General features: G+C 40.4%; 15 protein-coding genes and 1 pseudogene. 9 read left to right on the top strand and 7 right to left on the bottom strand.

Going from position 1 to position 19,964, the window contains the following annotated elements:
• Window positions 1-3: 3 nt before the first annotated feature.
• A complete protein-coding gene (locus tag QE404_RS02455; RefSeq protein WP_307446026.1) occupies window positions 4-1,182 on the top strand; it encodes an MFS transporter in 1,179 nt (392 codons plus the stop codon).
• The gene (locus tag QE404_RS02450; protein ID WP_307446024.1) at window positions 1,176-1,925 is read left to right on the top strand and encodes a DeoR/GlpR family DNA-binding transcription regulator; all 750 of its coding nucleotides are present in this window, start codon (window positions 1,176-1,178) and stop codon (window positions 1,923-1,925) included. The genes QE404_RS02455 and QE404_RS02450 overlap by 7 nt, the downstream gene beginning before the upstream one ends.
• Before the next feature lie 94 nt (window positions 1,926-2,019).
• Here the strand turns inward: QE404_RS02450 and QE404_RS02445 are convergent, their stop codons facing one another.
• From QE404_RS02445 to QE404_RS02425, 5 genes and pseudogenes are all read right to left on the bottom strand, one after another.
• Window positions 2,020-2,616, bottom strand: coding sequence for an SOS response-associated peptidase family protein (locus tag QE404_RS02445; protein ID WP_307446023.1), 597 nt, complete (start codon window positions 2,614-2,616; stop codon window positions 2,020-2,022).
• A gap of 149 nt (window positions 2,617-2,765) precedes the next feature.
• The gene (locus tag QE404_RS02440; RefSeq protein ID WP_307453692.1) at window positions 2,766-4,082 is read right to left on the bottom strand and encodes a sensor histidine kinase; all 1,317 of its coding nucleotides are present in this window, start codon (window positions 4,080-4,082) and stop codon (window positions 2,766-2,768) included.
• A gap of 85 nt (window positions 4,083-4,167) precedes the next feature.
• Window positions 4,168-5,511 (bottom strand): sigma-54-dependent transcriptional regulator, encoded by a 1,344-nt coding sequence (locus QE404_RS02435; RefSeq protein ID WP_307446020.1) that lies wholly within the window; start codon window positions 5,509-5,511, stop codon window positions 4,168-4,170.
• A 17-nt stretch (window positions 5,512-5,528) separates the two neighbouring features.
• Window positions 5,529-5,932, bottom strand: a pseudogene (locus tag QE404_RS02430) (PDDEXK nuclease domain-containing protein).
• The gene (locus QE404_RS02425) at window positions 5,884-6,567 is read right to left on the bottom strand and encodes a DUF1016 N-terminal domain-containing protein (RefSeq protein WP_307446018.1); all 684 of its coding nucleotides are present in this window, start codon (window positions 6,565-6,567) and stop codon (window positions 5,884-5,886) included. Before QE404_RS02425 ends, QE404_RS02430 begins: the two are co-directional and overlap by 49 nt.
• Before the next feature lie 242 nt (window positions 6,568-6,809).
• On the opposite strand from QE404_RS02425, the gene QE404_RS02420 reads away from it, so the two are divergent.
• From QE404_RS02420 to QE404_RS02390, 7 genes are all read left to right on the top strand, one after another.
• Window positions 6,810-8,051: an efflux RND transporter periplasmic adaptor subunit gene (locus tag QE404_RS02420; RefSeq protein WP_307446016.1), complete on the top strand. Its 1,242-nt coding sequence runs from the start codon at window positions 6,810-6,812 to the stop codon at window positions 8,049-8,051.
• 77 nt (window positions 8,052-8,128) lie between these two features.
• Complete coding sequence (locus tag QE404_RS02415) at window positions 8,129-8,851, top strand: ABC transporter ATP-binding protein (RefSeq protein ID WP_307446014.1); 723 nt, start codon at window positions 8,129-8,131, stop codon at window positions 8,849-8,851.
• 115 nt (window positions 8,852-8,966) lie between these two features.
• Complete coding sequence (locus tag QE404_RS02410) at window positions 8,967-10,097, top strand: ABC transporter permease (RefSeq protein WP_307453690.1); 1,131 nt, start codon at window positions 8,967-8,969, stop codon at window positions 10,095-10,097.
• Window positions 10,090-11,382, top strand: a complete 1,293-nt coding sequence (locus tag QE404_RS02405) for an ABC transporter permease (protein WP_307453688.1) — start codon at window positions 10,090-10,092, stop codon at window positions 11,380-11,382. The genes QE404_RS02410 and QE404_RS02405 overlap by 8 nt, the downstream gene beginning before the upstream one ends.
• Window positions 11,383-11,492: 110 nt before the next feature.
• Window positions 11,493-13,931, top strand: a complete 2,439-nt coding sequence (locus QE404_RS02400; RefSeq protein ID WP_307446010.1) for an ABC transporter permease — start codon at window positions 11,493-11,495, stop codon at window positions 13,929-13,931.
• Between the two features lie 104 nt (window positions 13,932-14,035).
• Entirely contained in the window at window positions 14,036-16,453 is a 2,418-nt protein-coding gene (locus tag QE404_RS02395) for an ABC transporter permease (RefSeq protein ID WP_307446008.1), read from the top strand.
• 139 nt (window positions 16,454-16,592) lie between these two features.
• A complete protein-coding gene (locus QE404_RS02390) occupies window positions 16,593-17,876 on the top strand; it encodes a TolC family protein (RefSeq protein ID WP_307446006.1) in 1,284 nt (427 codons plus the stop codon).
• An 88-nt stretch (window positions 17,877-17,964) separates the two neighbouring features.
• Here the strand turns inward: QE404_RS02390 and QE404_RS02385 are convergent, their stop codons facing one another.
• Both QE404_RS02385 and QE404_RS02380 read right to left on the bottom strand, forming a co-directional pair.
• Entirely contained in the window at window positions 17,965-18,657 is a 693-nt protein-coding gene (locus tag QE404_RS02385; RefSeq protein WP_307446004.1) for a VIT1/CCC1 transporter family protein, read from the bottom strand.
• 153 nt (window positions 18,658-18,810) lie between these two features.
• A complete protein-coding gene (locus QE404_RS02380) occupies window positions 18,811-19,962 on the bottom strand; it encodes an efflux RND transporter periplasmic adaptor subunit (protein ID WP_307446003.1) in 1,152 nt (383 codons plus the stop codon).
• Window positions 19,963-19,964 lie beyond the last annotated feature (2 nt).

The raw sequence follows: 19,964 nt of genomic DNA, 5'->3' as shown, positions 1-19,964 counted from the left end.
CAAATGTCTGAGTACAGAATAACCAAAGCGAAATTGGCAACGCAGTATATTTTTTTGGTTTGCGGACTTGCTTTATCCAGTTGGGCACCCATGGTTCCGTTAGCAAAAGACCGCCTTCAGCTGAATGAAGCTGAGCTTGGCCTCTTATTGCTGCTGCTGGGAGGCGGCGCCCTGGTTACGATGCCATTATCAGGATTTTTCATCAGCCGGGCCGGAAGCCGGAAAGTGATTCTCACCTCTGTGCTGCTTGTCGCCTTATTACTTCCAGTCCTTCTTATCATTTCCAATGTCTACCTTATGGGCACTGCCATATTTGCATTCGGATGCGGAATAGGGACTATTGATGTAGCCATGAATTCACACGGCGTACAGGTACAGAATGCATACAAGAAGCCCATTATGTCTTCCTTACACGGGCTATTCAGCGTAGGAGGATTGTTAGGATCCATCGGTCTGGGTTTTTTAATCAAATTAGGACTCAATCCCTTGTATGCAGCAGTTACAATCTCCGTTTTACTGGTTGGACTGCTGGCTTTCCAGTTCAGAAATCTGCTCGATTATGCATCTGAAAAGGAAATTACCAGAAAATTTTCCCATGTGGATGAAGCCCAGGCAGTAAGGAGTCGTTTTCAATGGTTGAACGCATCCGTCCTGCTGCTAGGTGTGATGTGTTTCATTGCCTTTCTTTCTGAAGGAGCGGTACTGGACTGGAGTGCAATACTCCTGAGAGACCATAAAAATGTGGCTCCGGAATTTTCAGGGATGGGTTATGCTGCATTTTCCGTGGCAATGGCAGTAATGAGGTTAACCGGAGATTCGCTTATCAGCAGATTGAACAGCAAAACGGTAGTTGTAGGCGGAAGCCTGATCGCTGCTGCGGGTATTGTTGTTTTGATATTCAGTCCCTGGATTGCCATATCCCTCATCGGATTTATTTTACTGGGCATTGGCGCGGCCAATATAGTTCCTGTATTTTTCAGTGAAGGAGGCCGTATTGACGGATTGTCCCCGTCCGTAAGCATTCCTGTCATTTCTACGATGGGATATGCTGGTCAATTGGCAGGACCGGCACTTTTAGGCTTTATTGCCCATCATTTTTCTTTGAATGTTGCCTTTGAAAGCATAGCTTTGTTATTTGTAATCGTAGCCGTACTGTATACATTCAGAAAATCACTATGCTGAAAGAAGAACGTTTTGAAATCATCCTTAAGGAACTGAAGGACAGAAAAAAAGTCAAGTTTGAAGACCTGGCTGGCCAGCTTCATGTTTCTGAAGACACTATACGGCGGGATATCGATATTTTGCACCGCAACGGTCTTTTATCGAAAGCCAGGGGCGGTGCGATTCTCAGGGAAAAAGATCCGCTGACGTTTCATGACCGGAAATCATTCCTGACCAAAGAAAAAGACATCATCGCACTAAAAACCCAGCAGTTTATCAAAAATGGAATGACGGTCTTTATGGATGGCGGTACAACGATATGTGCAGTGGTTAATTGCATGCCCCTGGACGTCCGGCTCAGGATCATTACCAATAATTATTCGATTATCCCTATTGTTGAGAAGTTCAAAAATGTAGAACTCATTCTTTTAGGAGGAAACTACGAACGCGACCTGGCTGTGACCTCAGGAGTGACCACCTGCCATGAAGCGTCAAAATACCTTGCTGATGTTTTTATCATGGGCACATGCGCTGCAGATCCGCATTACGGGATCACCTCTGTTTCCATTACCGATGGTGAAACAAAAAAGGCAATGGTTCAGTCTTCAAAAAAGACCATAGCGCTTGCCAGCCGGAACAAACTCAGTCATAGTGAAGCTTTTAAAGTCTGTGAAATCAGTCAGGTCAGCACCCTTATTACTGACCTGAATTCAGATGATCCACAGCTTGATTCCTTCAGGAAGTCAAATCTGCACATCGTCTGAACTGCTGAAAACTTTGTCATGCTTTTATCAAGCCTGTTTTATTATCGCATATAAGCTGAATCTAAAAACTGCCTTACCGATAAAAGAGATGATTTTAAAACAGAGTCTGAGGTATCCTTTCCGGCTCCAGGTTTTCGTAATGCAGTTGAGGTGAATAATTAGGATACTGAAACTCCTCGATGGGCATGCGGTCCAGAAAGTCCTTACCCATTTTTTCGTCCAGCGTAATGATCATCCGGTTGTTGATTTCTGCCTGTACAGGATTGGGAAGTGTGGTTATCAGTCCAAAACCCAAATTACCATCGGAATACATATCGTAATACCCAGCGATATAAAACTGAGCCTTGTCTTTCCAGAACAATTCATGTTTCACTTTTATGGGGGTCTTTTTACCGGGAACATACACTGTCTTGTATTCATAATAGGATGAAGCGGGGATCAGGCATCTGTTCCGTTCAATTTTGCGGTAAAAAGTAGGGGTATTTTCAGACTGCAGGTTTTTGCCTTTTGTGGGTGCATCCGGATGTTGCTTAATACCCCAGAAGGTATTCATTAATACGATTCCATCACGGTTGACGATGGCCGGAATATCAGGTACGGTTTTCCGGATAAAGGCATTAACATTGCTGTCGAGAACGAAATCCTGCTCTTCATCTCCCTCAGCATTTAAATCTTCAACTGCTTTTTTCAAACTAACTTTTTTATTATTAAAGCTATAACACATTTTTATCTAAATTTCTCTTTTAAGATAACAAAATAAAGGCAAATAACCCTTGGCACATCCGGTAAAACATTAAAAATATACTCTTATTTACATCAGCCATCATCCGTTGTATCATCTCAGTCTACAAACCAGATCTCAAACCGGCTTCCCTGCTCCAAAGGCTTATAGTTCAGATAGCCTCTGTGCGCCTCCATAATGCTTTTACTGAGTGTAAGTCCGATTCCGGAACCTCTGCTTCTGGTGGTGAAAAAAGGTAGGAAAATCTTATCCTGAATTTCTTTCTGGATCCCGATTCCATTATCTTCTATACTGAGGATCACCCGGTTATTCAAGATTTTAATTTCAGTTTTTACAATCTTCTCTTGTTGCTCAGAAACCGCATGGATAGCATTGAGATAGAGGTTGATCAGACACCGCTCTACCATCTTCTCATCTGCGGAAACGATATGGTCTTCGAGGATATTGACGGTACTGATTGCATTTTTTTCAAACTCGGGTTTCAGAAAGCTCAAAGCAGATTCTACGATAGCTTTTAATGAAATGGATTTAAAAACCGGTTTAGGAAGTTCGGCTACCTGGCGGTAATCATCCACAAAATTCAGCAGCTGCTTCGATTTGGAGTTGATAATCATCAGGCTTTCCTTCATATCCTGCTGGTCTTCCCGGTCTATGGTATCCTGGTTGACGATATATTCCAGATTCTGAATCAGGCTGTTGACCGGCGTTAATGTATTCAGAAGCTCGTGTGAGATCACTTTCATCAGGTTGTTCCAGGCCAGCCTTTCCTTCTGTTCTATGATTTTCTGGACAGATTCGAGGCTGATGATACAGAATCGGTGCTTAACGTTCTGTACTTTTTTGGTCCGCAAAGAATAGGACTGCCTGGTATTTTCATTGATTGAAATATCAAAAAAATCCTGGGAGTTGTCATAGCCGGTTTCCTCAATAATTTTATAAAAACCGGGCATCTTATTTTCATACAGCGCCCACGAATTGTATTTCGGTATCTGCAGGATTTCCAGAAAAACAGGATTGACATAAAAGACCTCCCAGGCATGCTCTTTCTCTGAAAGAATCATCAGCCCGATTTCAAGCTGGTTCAGAATTTCTTCATACAAAAGCCTGTAGGATGATAAGGAAAGATATTCCTCTTTGCTTTGATCATATAATTGTACGGCATGGTCCGTCAAAGAATTTCCCTCATGCCTCGGAAACAGTGAAAAATCTTTTTTCTGAATGGCCAAAAGGAGTTTTTCAGTCTTGCTGATGTACATTAAAACCGAGGCCTGTGAGAGGATCACACAACCGATGGTTAAAATAGTGAACAGAAAGCAACTGATCCATTTATTCTGTCCGTAAAAATAAAACGCCACAATACCACTGGCAATAGCCAGGATAATAAAGAAGTAAGGGTAAATATATCTGTTTTTCATGTATACTTTGGTTGGTATTGAGCCTTGTCAAGGTTTAAAACCTTGACAAAGCTTTTAAAATAAATGGCATTCAAAATACGGCATTTTACAGCTGAAATTTTTCCATCCTCCTGTACAAAGCCGCTCTTGAAAGTCCCAGATCATCTGCTGCCAGCGAAATATTTCCGCGGTGTTTCTTTAATGCCTTTTTGATGAGGAACTCTTCCATGTCTTCAAGATTAAGATTTACGATGGTTTTCTCTGCTTCTTCATCCTGAGGCATGAGCAGCCTGAGTTCTTTTTCCCTGGAAAGGATCACGCTTCGTTCGATGCAGTGGTCAAGCTCACGGATATTTCCCGGCCACGAATAATTTTTTAGTTCTGAAATCAGCATTTCATTTAAAATCAAATCGGGCTTATGGTATTTCTGGCGGTACTTTTCTAAAAAATAACCCGCGAGAACAGGAATATCTTCCTGGCGGTCCCGAAGGGCAGGAACCTGGAGTTCCACGGTATTGATCCTGTAATACAGGTCTTTCCTGAAACGGTTTTCTGAAACAGCTTTCCTGAGGTTCTCATTGGTTGCAAAAATAAACCTGACATCTAGCAGCCGTTCTTTGCTCTCTCCTAACCTTGATAATTTCCTGTTTTGAATTAAGCTCAGCAATTTGGTCTGAAGATGCAACGGCAGATTCCCTATTTCGTCCAGGAAAACCGTTCCGTTCTGTGCATTTTCAATTTTTCCGGCATAGTCCTGATGTGCATCGGTAAAGGCCCCTTTTTTATATCCGAACAGTTCTGCCTCAAAAAGATTTTCGGAAAGGCTTCCCAAATCAATATGGACAAAAGGCTGGCTTTTTCTTTCCGACAGCTCATGAAGATGTTCTGCCAGCACATATTTTCCGGTCCCGTTTTCTCCCAGCAGCAAAACATTGGCGTCGGTTGCAGAAACGCGCTCAATCTGTTCCATGACTTCTTTCATGGTGTTTGACTGTGTACCCAGCTCGTAATTATTGGTTTTGAGGCTTATATTTTCCCACTGGTTCAGCTTTTTGTTTTTCCGGGAAACATCTACGGCAAGATTGACGGATGCATATAATTTCTCGTTATTCCATGGCTTGAGGATAAAATCGGAAGCGCCGTTTTTCAGGGCTTCCACTGCGAGTTCCACTTCACCATAAGCGGTCATGAGAATGATGGGAAGCTGAGGTTCCAAAGTTTTGATCTCCTGCATCCAGTATAATCCGTCCTGCCCGTTTTCAAATCCTTTCCGGAAGTTCATATCCAGTAAAACCGTATCAACCTGCTGTTCGGATAAAAATTTCAAAATATTCTTAGGCTGGCTCAGGCAGCTCACTTCCGTAAAGAACTTCTTGAGCCAGACTCTCGCCGAAAATAAAATATCCTCGTCGTCATCCACAATTAAAATATGGGCTTCTTTTTTTCGCATGTCTTTTAATACAATTATTACAGCAGTTGCTGACGTTCAAAATGTTCTCTTGCTTCTATAGGGGCGATGTGAAGTTTCTTTTCCATTTCTTTTTTCGATGGTAGTTCCGTCCAGTACTCTGCCACCATGATTCCGTCTTTATGCATTTCCAGAAGCTCTACCTGCTCTTTGCTACTTTCAGCGCAAAGTATCAATCCTATAGGCATTTCCTCGCCTTCTTTACGTTCATTTTTATTGAGCCATTTCAGGTAGAGCTCGATTTGGCCTTTATATCTGGCCTGAAATGTACCGAGCTTCAGTTCTACGGCAATCAACCTTCTTAATGAACGGTGGTAAAACAGCAGATCGAGGTAAAATCTTCTCCGTCTACGATCATCCTTTTCTGGCGTTCAACAAAAGCAAATCCTTTTCCCAGTTCCAGGATGAATTTTTCAAGCTCACTGAGGATAGCTGTTTCAATATCTTTTTCAGATAGCCACTCGTGAGGCCGAGAAAGTCCAGAACATTAGGATCTTTGAAAGTGTTGATCAACATATTTTCGTTTTGTGCTGCCTGAATATTGGCAATGGCGGTCCTTTCAAATGCTTTGTTCGCAATCTGTTTTCTCAGTTCTCTTACACCAAGCATATTATTAATGGCTAATTGGGCATAGAATTGTTTTGCATTATTTGATTTTAATGAGAAGAATTCTATAAAATGTGACCAGGTCAATTGTCGTGACAGTGGAACGACAATTTCAATATCTGGAAATTGTTCAGAAAACCTGACCATTCTTCGTATATTTTTTTCTGTAAAATTTCTGCCATATAGATTTTCCAATTTTGCCGACAGTGTCGGCAAAATTTGTTTTCCATATTCTGCACGTTGGTTTTGTAAAATGTCGTCGTTGATGCGCTTTCCAACCTGCCAAAACAAAATTGTTAGAGTACTGTTGGCTTGCATCGCCACCTGTTGGCGGCTTTGCTCTATAAGGTGCGATACATCGGCAAACAGTTTTTTGTTTGAAATCAACATCTGATCTTCAGACGATCCTGTGTTTTTATTTTTTTCAGCCATTATCTTGTTTCATCATTTTCAGATATAAAAGTAATTCTTCTCCGCCTTTTAGATGGCTAACTTTATTATCACTCATAGATCATCCATCAAAATTGTCCGTTTCCGTACAAAAAGTGTCCGGTAATGAACAGTTTTAACATTAATAAAATTAAATTTAATCTCATTTACAGCAAGTTGCAAAGTTATATTTTTCTGGCATCCGCATTGTGTAATTACCTATAAGTAAAAGAGTTATCTAAAATATGGACACGAAAATAGTAAAAAAGAAATCCAAATTAAAATTTGTGCTCATTATTCTGATTTCTGTTTTGTCATTATCGGTTTTCGGATGGTATTTCCTTAACCAGAAAAAAACATATAATGTGAAAGCTGAAGATATAAGTATTGATGAAGTTACCTACGGAAAATTTGAAGATATGCTGATGCTTACGGCACAGACCCAGTCACTGCACTCTTCTCTGGTGAATGTTCTGGAAGGAGGGGCCATAAAAGAAATTTTTGCGGAAGACGGACAAATGCTGGTGAAAGGACAGCCGATTGCACAGGTATATAATCCGAATACGGAATTTAATTACCTGAACCAGGAAACAGGCATTATGCAGCAGATCAGCCAGATGAGAAGTTCGCTCCTGGAACTGAAAAATCAGGAATTCAATCAGGATAAGGAACTTTTACTGGCACAGAATGACTATAACACGGCTTTGCAAACCTACAATCTCCAGAAAAGATTGTATGATGCGGAAATAGGCAGAAAAACGGATTATGATGTATCGATGCAGAACCTGAACTACCAGAAGCAAAGGAAATCCATTGTTGAAAAAGGAGCATATAATGAGAAAACATCTAGGAATTCCCAAATATCAGCCATTAACAGCTCCATCAGCCAGATGGAAAAGAGCCTGAATATCCTGCGTTCCAATAAGAATAATTTCCTCATTATGGCGCCGGCTTCAGGAAGGCTTTCCTCTTTTACGGTTTCACCCGGGCAGAACCTTACCACCGGTGAAAGCATCGGGAAAATAGACCTGATGGACGGATATAAGCTGGTGGCAAAAGTAGATGAATATTATATCAATAAAATCAGCAGCGGAATAAAAGGAACACTGGATAGCAACGGGAAAGAATATGAAGTCGTCATCACAAAAATACTTCCGGAAGTTAAAGACGGACAATTCTCTATAGAACTGAATTTTAGTGATGATCAGATTAAAGGCCTGAAAATCGGGATGACTTTCGGGGTAAAATTAAAATTATCTGCCGATGTACAGAGCCTGATGATTCCAAAGGGAAATTTCTTCAGAGATACCAGCGGAAAATGGATTTTTGTAGTCAAAGGCAGCAAAGCGGAAAAGAGAACCATCAGCCTCGGAAGAGAAAACCCCATGTACTATGAAGTTGTTTCAGGATTGAAGCAGGGCGAGAAAGTCATTACTTCAGATTATACCGAGCTGAAAAAATATGAATTATTGGATATCCAAAAATAAAATTAAAACTATATTGAAAACAAAGGTTATTGTTCCAACTTTAATCTTTAAACTGTAAAACCTTAAGCTATATTAAAATGATAAACATCACTAACCTTTCAAAAGTCTATAAAACAGAAGACGTACAAACCAATGCGCTGAACAATGTAAGCCTGCATATCAAAGAAGGCGAATTTGTAGCCATCATGGGGCCTTCCGGCTGCGGAAAATCTACTTTTCTTAATATCCTCGGATTTCTGGACAGCGCTTCTAGCGGTTCCTATCAGTTTGCCGGTACAGAAACGGTGGGACTGAGTGAAAAGAAAAAATCTGATCTCCGAAAAAAGAATATCGGCTTCATCTTCCAGAACTTCAATCTGATCGATGAGCTGACCGTATATGAGAATATAGAGCTTCCCCTGATCTATAATGGAATTCCTTCTTCCGAAAGGAAAAAACGTGTAGAGGAGATTATGGATAAGATCAATATTGCCCACAGGGCAAAACACTATCCGCAACAACTGTCCGGAGGCCAGCAGCAACGCGCTGCCGTAGCCAGGGCGCTTGTGACGAAACCCAAGCTGATTCTTGCCGATGAACCCACCGGAAACCTCGACAGCTCCAACGGAAATGAAGTAATGAACCTGCTCGCGGAACTCCACCGGGAAGGCTCTACCATTGCCATGGTAACACACTCTTCTTATGACGCAGGCTATGCCTCAAGAATCGTAAACATGAAAGACGGGGAAATCTTCTCCGAAGAACTTGCTGAGCAGAGAAAAGATGTGTTTGAAAAAGCGGATGCTAAAAATTTCATATAAAAACATTCATTCTCCATATCCAAACCTCATAGGTTTCAGAAACCTATGAGGTTTACAAAAAGTTACATTCAACGCTGTCATTCATAATTACCAACCGTAATTAAAAATTCAAACTATGCTCAATAACTGGCTCAAAATCGCATTCATCAATTATAAAAAGAACTGGCTTTCCACACTGATCAATCTTTTTGGTTTGACGATTGGATTGACAGGATTTATGCTCATTCTGATGCACTGGAATGACGAAGAATCCTACGAACAATGGAATCCGAAGAAAAATACTATTTATGCATTCCAGCAGTATAATAAAAAAGACAATACCTACGGCCCGAGCATTTCTTATCCCATTGCAGACCGTGCAGCAAAGGTAATTCCTGAAATCAAGGATTATATTCTATTCAGCGGTGCCGGAAAGGGTTTTAAAATGACCACCCAGAATAAAACTGTTTATCAGAAGGATGGAATGGCCGTATCTGAAAACTTTTTCAATTTTTTCCCGTTTAAACTGGTATCAGGCAGCTTCAAAGATGCTTTAAAAAATGAAAACGCTATTGCGCTTTCCACCAAAGCAGCAAAAAGTCTTTTCGGTAAAACCAATGTTGCGGGAGAGAATATAAAATTTGACCAGAAAAATTACATTGTTACTGCGGTTTACGAATTACCGGAAGGCAACACTGTTATAAAGCCGGAATTTGTCATGCTGGCTTATGAACAGCTGAAAAACGATAAAGAAGGCTGGGGTAATTTTAATTACGGATGCTTCTTTATGCTGGATAAGGATGCAGATATAGAAGCTGTTCAGGAAAAATTAATGAAAGATGTTTTTATATACCGGGCAAAAATCAATGCGCAGGGAGCAGGAGTTACGCCTCAGAAATATCTGGAATTATATGGTCCGCAGGGAAGTCTGCTGACCCCGCTCGGCCAAATGAAACTTCACGGGAAAGCCTATTGGTTTGGCACGGGAGATTTTAAAACCATGATGATCCTTTTTGCCCTTTCTGTACTGATTGTGATTCTGTCTGCCATCAATTTTATCAATCTTAAAACAGCGCAGGCTTCGCAGCGGGCCAAAGAAATTGGCGTGAGAAAAGCAATAGGAAGCACAAAGTCTGAGCTGGTACTTCAGTTTTTACTGGAAACGTTCATCATCTGTTTTACTTCCTATATTTTGTCGCTGGCATTAGCAGAACTCCTTTTACCAAGCTTTAACAAGTTTTTTGACAAAAAAAATCATAATGAATGACTGGCGTATATATGTGTATTCATTGACCATGATTCTGGCGGTAACAGTCATTTCCGGTTTGATTCCTGCCATCTATCTGGCCAACTTTAAAGCCATCGAAACACTGAAAGGAAATTTTGCCAGAAGCAGGCATGGCATCTGGCTCAGAAACGGGATCTTGACGCTGCAGCTGATCATTTCTTCATTTTTTATCATTGGCGGATTAATTGTAAACAGCCAGGTAAAATATATGATGAATAAAGACCTGGGGTACAGTGGCAAACAGATCTTCCTGGTGTCCTTCAGTGAAAACAGTCCTCAACCCTGGCTGAAGTACGAACGCGTTAAAAATGAAATGAAAAAAATAAAAGGTGTGGATGATGTCTCTTTTGGGGAAGCTGTCGCCGGAAGTTACCGTTACAGCAATTCCAATATGGATTATATGGGTAAAAGCATTTATGCCCAGCATGGCTCAATGGATTACAATTACCTTCAATTCATGAATATAAAATTAAAAAAAGGGCGCTGGCTTAATCCAAAACTGGCATCAGATACCATTAATAACGTTTTGGTTAATGAATCTTTTGTAAAGCAGTTCGGCTGGACAGATGAGCAGGCTTTTAAAAATGAATTCCGCCCGGGCTTTGATGATAAACCCTACAAAATTGTAGGCATTGTAAAGGATTTTAATGTTAAAAGCCTGAAGTCTGCAGTAGAACCCATGATTTTTTTCCATTACCGTGCAACATCCTGGAAGCGATATAATGTATACAATATACAGCTGAAACTGAAACCGGATGATATCGATGGGACCGTGAAAAGAATCAAAACGTACTGGCAGAATAACGTGGAACCGGGCTACCCTTTCGATTCGTATTTTGTGGACAAGCAGTTTGCCAAGACCTTTGAAAAGTATCAGAAACAGCAGACACTTTTTACCATACTAAACGCCATGGTTCTGATGGTAGCATTATTAGGATTATTTGCATTATCATCATTGATGATTGAGCAGAAACTAAAGGATGTAGCGATCAGAAAAACATTAGGAGCATCAGACGGAACCCTGGTTTTCGGACTGACGAAACAATTCCTTTGGATCACATTAATCGCAGTTTTAATAAGTATTCCGATCAGTTACTACCTGATGAACGAATGGCTGAAAGATTTTGCCTACCGAATCGATATGCCGGTCTTTCCATTCGTTCTAAGTTTAATTTTATTATTGATTCTGACTTTCGCAGTTGTAAGCATTAAAGCTTATAAAGCCACAAAAGTGAATCTTGTGAAATACCTGAAATACGAATAGTAGCAAACTGCCTGATGGACGTTGGAAATTTCATAGAAACGACACTCAGGCTTCCATCTTCCAGCATCCGATGTCTGGCTTAATCATTCATCATTTATCAATCATCAACTATGTTAAAAAACTGGCTCAAAATAGCATTCATCAATTACAGAAAAAACTGGCTTTCCACGCTGATCAATATATTGGGATTGAGCGTTGGGTTATGTGTTTTCCTGCTGATATTCATTCATTGGCAGGACGAGAAATCGTATGAACAGTGGATTCCTGGAAAAGAGAATATTTACCTGGTTGAAAATAAAATCAGTGATTTTGGAACGATGGTCGTTTCCAGTTATCCGGAATTAGCAGTTTCCAAAGAAAAATTTCCCGAGATAGAAGATTATACAATTGCTAATATCTGGAGTAATTACAAAGTCCGTCTGATTTCAGGAAGTAAATCTGCTTTTGTGTCATCTTGCAGGGCATCAGATTCTTTTTTTGATTTTTTCCCTCTCGAGAAGGTAGCAGGAAGTTACAAAGATGCCATTAGCGATAAAACAAAAATTACAATCTCGGAAGATACTGCTAAAATGCTGTTCGGAGATGAGTACAAAAACTGTATCGGAAAGACCATTACGCAGGATATCCCAAACTCAATACCACTTGTTATCACAGCAGTTTACAGAAATCCTGAGCAAAACAGTGTTTTTAAACCAGGATTTATAATGAAAAATGAAGGTTTGGATAACAAGAATGATTCTAATTTACAGTGGACAAATTATAGTTATATAGGATATTTCAGACTTAAACCCGGAACAGATATAGCCAGCCTGGAAAAAAAGCTTTCTGATTTAATGGCTGAGCAGGAAAAAATTACCACATTAAAACGGGGGCAAAAATATGATGGGAAAAAGAAAGCAGAAATTTTTCTAACGCCAGTAGGTAAAATGAAACTGGATGCGAAAAGTGAAGGCATAGAAAAGGGTGATAAAAAATCAATTATGATTTTGCTGTCTTTGTCTGCATTGATATTGCTTTTATCTGGAATCAATTTGATTAACCTTAAAACAGCGCAGGCCTCCCAGCGGGCTAAAGAAGTTGGAGTCAGAAAGGCAGTTGGAAGCACCAGATCAAAACTGGTTTTGCAGTTTTTACTGGAAACTTTTATGATCTGTTTTGCTGCTTTTATTATTGCGTTGGTATTGATAGAGCTCTTTCTTCCGGTTTATAATAAATTCCTCAACAAAGAAATCAAATTGAATAACCCGAGTGTTTTCATTTACAGCGGATTATTGCTGATTGTATTTTCATTGATTTCAGGATTGATTCCTTCTTTCTATCTATCGAATTTTAAACCGATTAATACGTTGAAAGGAAACTTTTCTCGAAGCAGAAGCGGTGTCTGGCTGAGAAATTCCATTCTTATGCTACAGCTGATTATTTCGTCCTTTTTCATGATCTGCGCTTTGGTTATTCATTCGCAGGTCAATTATATGATGAACAAAGATTTGGGGTTCAAAGGAGACCAGGTCATTCAGATTCAATTTAAGAAAACTGATGGGCAGAATGATTATAATTATAAGAAATATATCCGGCTTAAAAACGAAATTTCAAAAATCTCAGGTGTCACTGATATCACCGGTTCTCTTAATTCTATAGGATTGGGAATTACAAATGCCTCCAGTGTGCAAAATGCTGCAGATACCACACAGTCAATCCAAAATGTTCTTCTCGGTGCCATTGATTATAATTACTTCAAATTTTATAAAATGAAATTTGTTGCCGGAAGAGATCTTGATTTGCGATTTGCATCGGACACCATTACTGGTGCGGTTGCCAATGAAACATTTATTAAAAAAATGGGATGGAGCAAAAATCAAGCGCTGGGAAAAGAAGTTTATCCTGACTGGGAAAAGAGGAAAAAGTATAAAATCATTGGCGTTTTAAAAGATTTTTATTTTAACGGTGTCGATAAACCCGTAGAGCCTGTACTGTTCTTTAACTATGACAGAAACCAGGCCAAACAAAACATGTCAAACATCCAGATAAAGCTAGACAAAAATGATATCAACGGTACTTTAAACCGCATCAAAGAATTCTGGACCACGAAAGCTGAACCGGGCTATCCTTATGATTTTGAATTTGTGGATAAACAATTTGCAAAAACTTTTGAGAAATTCCAGAAACAGAAAACGCTTTTTACCATGCTGAATGCTGCGGTATTAGTAATCGCCTTATCAGGTCTTTTCGCCTTATCATCACTGCTCATTGAACAGCAACTCAGGGATGTAGCCATCAAAAAAACTTTAGGAGCAGACGAGAAAACGATTATCTGGGATCTCACCAAAAGGTTTTTGACAATATGCACCATTGCAGTGTTAATCAGCATGCCATTCGGATACTATGCGATGAATGAATGGCTGAAGGATTTTGCCTACAGGATCGATATGCCGGTCTGGCCTTATGCTTTAAGTTTAATTTTATTACTGATTCTAACCTTTGCGGTGGTGAGTTTCAAAGCTTACCGTGCCACTAAAATCAACCTTGTTAAATACCTGAAATACGAATAATGCTGAGATCAGGATGATGAAATACGACCTTTCATCGCGCGACAGTTAATATTTGGCTTATCCGGCATGTAGAATAATCAATTATCACTTATCAATCATCAACTATGTTAAAAAACTGGCTCAAAATAGCATTCATCAATTACAGAAAAAACTGGCTTTCCACGCTGATCAATATATTGGGATTGAGCGTTGGGCTGTGTGTTTTCCTGCTGATATTCATCCATTGGCAGGATGAGAAATCGTATGAACAGTGGATTCCGGACAAGGAGAATATATATTTCATAGAAAATGGCAATGCGGCCTTTGGAATCATGTCCAGCTCCAGTTATCCGGAAATCTTTGTTTCAAAGGAAAAATTCTCCGAGATAGAGGATGCTACGGTTTATAATGACTGGGGAAAAGAGAAACTAAGTGTTGGCAGTAATTCAGCTTATGTTTCAGGTTCGGCTACAATAGATTCTTTTTTCAGCTTTTTCCCCTTCGAAAAAGTGGCGGGAAACTTACAGAATGCCTTGTCGGATAATGGGAAAATTGTCATTTCGGATAAAACCGCACGTCTTCTTTTTGGTGATGATTACCTCAATGCAGTTGGAAAATCGGTGAAAAGCGATTCCAAAGTTAAAGAATATGTGGTGACGGCAATCTACAAACTACCGGAAACCAATACGGTTTTCAAACCGGATTTTATGTACAGAAATCCGTATATGGAAGAATCCAAAGACAAATGGACCAACTTCAACTATAAAGGATTTTTTAGGCTGAAACCGGGGACAGATATCAAAGCGCTTGAAAATAAGCTCTCGAAACAAATGCAGCAGCAGGACGAGATTATTTCAAAAAAATGGGGTTATACTCTTGATAAAAAGAATCCTGCAACGGTTTATCTGACACCGATCAGCAAAATGAAACTGGATGCCAAAAGTGAAGGCATCAACAAAGGCGACAAAAAATCGATTATGATTCTGCTGGGGTTGTCTGTTTTGATTTTAGCATTGTCGGGAATCAATCTCATTAATCTCAAAACTGCACAGGCGTCCCAAAGAGCCAAAGAGGTTGGCGTAAGAAAAGTGGTAGGAAGTTCAAAATCAGCTTTGATTTTACAGTTTTTGCTTGAGACGTTTATGATTTGCCTGGCAGCTTATGTAGTTGCTTTTGCAATGGTGGAGCTTCTCCTGCCTTCTTACAACAAATTCCTAAGCAAAGATATTAAGCTAATTGATCCAAATCTGTTTGTATACACAGGACTATTGCTGATAGTGTTTTCATTGATTTCAGGATTGATTCCGGCACTTTACCTGTCGAATTTCAAGCCGATCAATACTTTGAAAGGTAATTTCGCAAGAAGCAAAAATGGGATCTGGCTGAGAAACGGGATTTTGACTTTGCAGTTGGTTATTTCTTCATTTTTCATCATCTGCTCATTGATCATTCATACCCAGGTCAGCTATATGATGAACAAAGATCTGGGCTTCAAAGGTGACCAGACAATTCAGATTAATTTCAAAAAAACAAATTGGGAAAATGATTTTAATGTGAATAAATACAGGCGTCTCAAAAATGAAGTGGCAAGAATTCCCGGAGTGACAGATATTACAGGTTCTGTAAACTCCATAGGAACTGGTAGTGCTAATATGTCAATAGTAAAATTAGCTTCGGATACCACGAAAACCATTCAGACAATGCTCGGAGGGATTGATGAAAATTTCCTAAAATTTTACAAAGTAAAATTCCTTTCCGGGCGTGATCTGGACTGGAAAAAAGCTTCTGATACCATCAGCGGAGCCGTGGTGAACGAAACGTTTGCAGGCAAATTAGGCTACAATCCCAAAACAGCGTTAGGAAAAGATTTTTTTACAGGATGGGATGGTAAGAAAAAGTATAAAATCTTGGGTGTTGTCAAGGATATTAATTATGCTGGTGTAGAGCAAGCTGTAATGCCAATCGTTTATTTCAACTATGACAGGAATTGGATAAAAAATAATCTCCAAAATCTCCAAATTAAAATTTCCAAAGACGACATCAACGGAACTCTGGAACGCATCAAAGAATTCTGGATTACAAAAGCTGAACCAGGCTATCCTTATGATTTTGAATTTGTGGATAAACAATTTGCAAAAACCTATGAAAAATTCCAAAAGCAGCAGACGCTTTTCACAACGCTTAATATTGTGGTTCTATTGATTGCATTGCTTGGATTATTCGCTTTATCTTCGCTTTTAATCGAACAAAAATTAAAAGATGTAGCCATCAAAAAAACTTTGGGCGCTGACGAAAAAACGCTTATATGGGACTTGACGAAAAGATTCCTGCTGATTTGTGCCACCGCCGTATTCATCAGTATCCCTTTCGGCTATTATGCCATGAATGAATGGCTGAAGGATTTCGCTTACCGGATCGATATGCCGGTGTGGCCTTATGTTTTAAGTTTAATTTTATTACTGATTCTAACCTTTGTGGTGGTGAGTTTCAAAGCTTATCGTGCCACTAAAATCAACCTTGTTAAATACCTGAAATACGAGTAAAAATCCCTAAGGGTTCAATATCAATAGCTGTAGTGAAACCTATGGAAAAAAAATAAAAGATTCCACTCCCGTGGAGGGGTGTCAAAAATTCTATAGAATTTTTGACGGGGCGGTTTAGACACAAAAACCCATTAAAACAATGAAAAAACTATTCTTCATATTATTCATCAATCTCATTCCAGCTCAGCAGAGTTGGACCCTTAAACAGTGCCTGGATTATGCTTCCGCCAATCATCCTTTGGTAAAACAATCTACGGTTAGCATTCAGAAAAACGAAAGGCAGATTTCTGCTGCGAAAGGAATGCTGCTCCCATCTGTGAATGCAGGCGTGAGCCATAATTACGGGTTTGGCTCGTCCATTAATCAGAATACCAATCAGCGGGAGGCCATTAATTCCCAGTATGACCAGGTTTATGCCCAGGCCAGTTGGGAACTGCTGAACTGGAGGAATTACCTTGGTATTTCTCTTTCCAGAATGAATAAAGAGAGTTCCATATATACCATGAAGCGCACACAAAATGAAATAAAACTGAATGTGATCCAGATGTTTTTTGCATACCAGAACAGCAAAAGCTGGCTGGATGTATTGCAGACACAGATTTCAGGGATTGAGGACCAGATTAGGCGTACTGAGAAAGAGGTGGAAATCGGGAGCCGGCCCAAAAGCGACGTATATGATATCCGCGCTAACCTCGGAACGATGCAGGAACAATGGGTTTCTGCCAAGAACCAGCGGGACCTTTCCAAGATTAACCTCCTGAACGCTTTGTCTGTTACAAAAGATACGCTTGATTTTGCCATGCCAGAAGAAAATCTTACAGGATCGGATTTTAATGACGATAGTTTTGTTGAGAATCTTCTGAACAGGAATCCCGCCTATCAAAGTATCACACAAGAAATTCAGGCACAGCAGAAAAATGTGGAAATTGCAAAATCATATTATCTGCCGACACTGAATGCTTCCTATACCTGGTCCAGCTTTTATAACAAGATCATGGGACAGGCTGCCGATGCTTTTTCGGACCAGATCAAAGCTAATAAGAACCAGCAATTGTCTTTCGGACTTAATATTCCGGTTTTTAACAGGCTACAGGTAAAAAACAGCGTAGAAACGGCAAAACTCAATGTCATCAATTCCAGTTATGAAAAAGACATCATTATTAATGATTTAACCAAAAGCATCCGTTCTATCAAAGCCCAGTTCCTGAATGCGCAGGAAAAATACAATCTGCTGGAAGCCAATTTTGAAAACCAGAAGTTGTCATTCCAGAAATCGGAAGAAAAATACAAAGAGGGACTTATGGATGCTTACACCTTCTTCTTAGTTCGAAACAACTGGCTTCAGGCTAATTACAATTTAATCAGCAGTAGGAATGATGTTATTCAGCAGACTGAACTGCTGAAGGTTTTTGAACAGGACTAGCCCGGAAAACACTCTAAAACTTTAGTATCTAAAACAAAGAACTGTTCCATCGCTATGAAACAGTTCTTATTATTGAATACAGGATTTTCTATACCGAAGTCCCGAACAGATGCCCAACCAATGCAGTAATCCCCATGGCCGCAGTACCCCAGAAACAGATCCTGAGCATGGCCAGACCTACCGGCGCTCCGCCTGTTTTAGCGGATACAGCACCCAGAAGCATTAGGAATATGATAGAGAAACCATACTGAAAATAGACCATTTGATGAAGCGGAGCCACTAGGGATACGATAAACGGCAGCAGTGCTCCCAGAGCAAAAGACCCAAAGGATGCCAGTGCCGCAAGGGTCGGGTTGGCCTGGGTAATTTCATTAATCCCCAGTTCATCCCTTGCATGGGCTTCAAGAGCATCATGAGCCGTTAGTTCTATAGCCACCTGCATTGCCGTTTCTTTGCTCACGCCCCTGCCTTCGTATATTTTAGCCAGTTCCCGGAGTTCGATTTCGGGCATTTCTTCCAGTTCTCTCTTTTCTCTGGCGAGATCGGCTTTTTCAGTATCTTCCTGGGAACTTACTGAAACGTACTCACCGGCTGCCATGGAAAGTGCTCCGGCAATCATCCCTGCCAGTGCGGCCAGGATAATGGTATTGCGCTCCGGCTGGGCAGCCGCAACCCCGATTACAATACTGGTAGTAGATAAAAGGCCGTCGTTAGCGCCCAAAACCGCTGCACGAAGCCACCCTACCCTGTTGACATAATGTTTTTCTAAGTGATGGTGCATGTTAAAAATTTAAGACAATACCCGCTCAGAATTTTTTGGTTCCGGAGCGGACAAACTAAAGTTACGCTTTTATTTCCACTTACCATGCAAATATCCAGTACAGGAAGGCCCAGGAAGCTCATTCCGTACTTTAAATTCAAGGGATTGCCACAACTATTCTTCTTCTCCCTCTGTATTTTTCAGCTTCATAAGCAGGGTGTAGGCATTTCTAACTACTATTTTTTTACCGGTAAATGATTCCGGGTTCATAATCCTGACAAAGCCATTCTCAGATTCTCCCGTGTTCACCGGCGTCAGCCTGTACAACTGCTTCTTTTCCTCTACAAATACAAAGTCTTTTCCTTCATAGCTTACAATGCTTTCTTCCGGAACCGCATCTGAGAAAGAGGTTGAAGTTTCTATTTCAGCATTCATGTACATGCCCGGTATCAGGCTGTGGTCATATTTTTCAAAATGACAGTGGACTTCTGCAATACCTCCGGAGCTTACATCTTTACTGATCAAAAGAATTTCACCATAATATTTTTTACCCGGATCCGCATTGGTATAAGCCACAAAACGCTGGCCCGGCCTCAGCATTTCAATATCTTTTTCATAGACTTTCAGGTTTAGGTGGATGTCGTCGGGATTAATCAGCTCAAATAAGACTTCGGAGGGATTCACATATTTCCCGATGTTCACGTTAACCTTACTGACAAAACCATTGATGCTGCTGTAAACGGGCACGCTCTTGCGGATATTCCCAGACCTTAGGCTTTCAGGATTAATATTGATCAGCCTAAGCTGCTCTGCCAGAGCGTTCATCATGATCTTCTGGCTGTTCATTTCAGACTGGGCCTGCTGCATGACCTTGTCACTGCTGGCCTGGCTCTGGTTAAGGGTTTTCTGTCGGTTGTAATCCAATTCGGCAAAATGCATTTTGGATCTTGCCATAAGGTAATCCTGCTGCAGCTGTATGAACTGCGGATTTTCGATAACCGCGATAACCTGTCCTTTAGATACCGGCATTCCCGGAAGCAAAGTACTGGATTTCAGGTATCCTCCTAAAGGTATGCTGACGGAAACCAGATTTTGCGGAGGTACATCAACAGTACCGTTGAGCCTGAGTGTTGTAGAAATGCTCTTTGCGGAAAGCTGTGTGGTTTCTACCGGAGCGTTTTTTAGCTGGGCATCAGTAAGTGCCACTACATTTTCATCTCTGCGGATATTTGTTTTTACGTCCTTTTTTTCCTGTTTACGGCATTGTTGCAGGGCAGGTATGGCGGACAGGAAAGCAGCAGTAATATATAAGATTCTGAGATTCATTT

It is taken from the genome of Chryseobacterium camelliae (genome assembly GCF_030818575.1).
Lineage (GTDB): Bacteria > Bacteroidota > Bacteroidia > Flavobacteriales > Weeksellaceae > Chryseobacterium > Chryseobacterium camelliae_A.
The sequence above is the reverse complement of the archived record's forward strand: the minus strand, read 5'-3'. Positions and strand labels throughout refer to the sequence as shown.

Excerpts from the sequence above, each read along its gene's own strand:
- QE404_RS02455 (WP_307446026.1), top strand. The coding sequence starts at position 4 with ATGTCTGAGTACAGAATAACCAAAGCGAAATTGGCAACGCAGTATATT.
- QE404_RS02450 (WP_307446024.1), top strand. The coding sequence starts at position 1,176 with ATGCTGAAAGAAGAACGTTTTGAAATCATCCTTAAGGAACTGAAGGAC.
- QE404_RS02440 (WP_307453692.1), bottom strand. The coding sequence starts at position 4,082 with ATGAAAAACAGATATATTTACCCTTACTTCTTTATTATCCTGGCTATT.
- QE404_RS02435 (WP_307446020.1), bottom strand. The coding sequence starts at position 5,511 with ATGCGAAAAAAAGAAGCCCATATTTTAATTGTGGATGACGACGAGGAT.
- QE404_RS02425 (WP_307446018.1), bottom strand. The coding sequence starts at position 6,567 with ATGGCTGAAAAAAATAAAAACACAGGATCGTCTGAAGATCAGATGTTG.
- QE404_RS02420 (WP_307446016.1), top strand. The coding sequence starts at position 6,810 with ATGGACACGAAAATAGTAAAAAAGAAATCCAAATTAAAATTTGTGCTC.
- QE404_RS02415 (WP_307446014.1), top strand. The coding sequence starts at position 8,129 with ATGATAAACATCACTAACCTTTCAAAAGTCTATAAAACAGAAGACGTA.
- QE404_RS02410 (WP_307453690.1), top strand. The coding sequence starts at position 8,967 with ATGCTCAATAACTGGCTCAAAATCGCATTCATCAATTATAAAAAGAAC.
- QE404_RS02405 (WP_307453688.1), top strand. The coding sequence starts at position 10,090 with ATGAATGACTGGCGTATATATGTGTATTCATTGACCATGATTCTGGCG.
- QE404_RS02400 (WP_307446010.1), top strand. The coding sequence starts at position 11,493 with ATGTTAAAAAACTGGCTCAAAATAGCATTCATCAATTACAGAAAAAAC.
- QE404_RS02395 (WP_307446008.1), top strand. The coding sequence starts at position 14,036 with ATGTTAAAAAACTGGCTCAAAATAGCATTCATCAATTACAGAAAAAAC.
- QE404_RS02390 (WP_307446006.1), top strand. The coding sequence starts at position 16,593 with ATGAAAAAACTATTCTTCATATTATTCATCAATCTCATTCCAGCTCAG.
- QE404_RS02385 (WP_307446004.1), bottom strand. The coding sequence starts at position 18,657 with ATGCACCATCACTTAGAAAAACATTATGTCAACAGGGTAGGGTGGCTT.
- QE404_RS02380 (WP_307446003.1), bottom strand. The coding sequence starts at position 19,962 with ATGAATCTCAGAATCTTATATATTACTGCTGCTTTCCTGTCCGCCATA.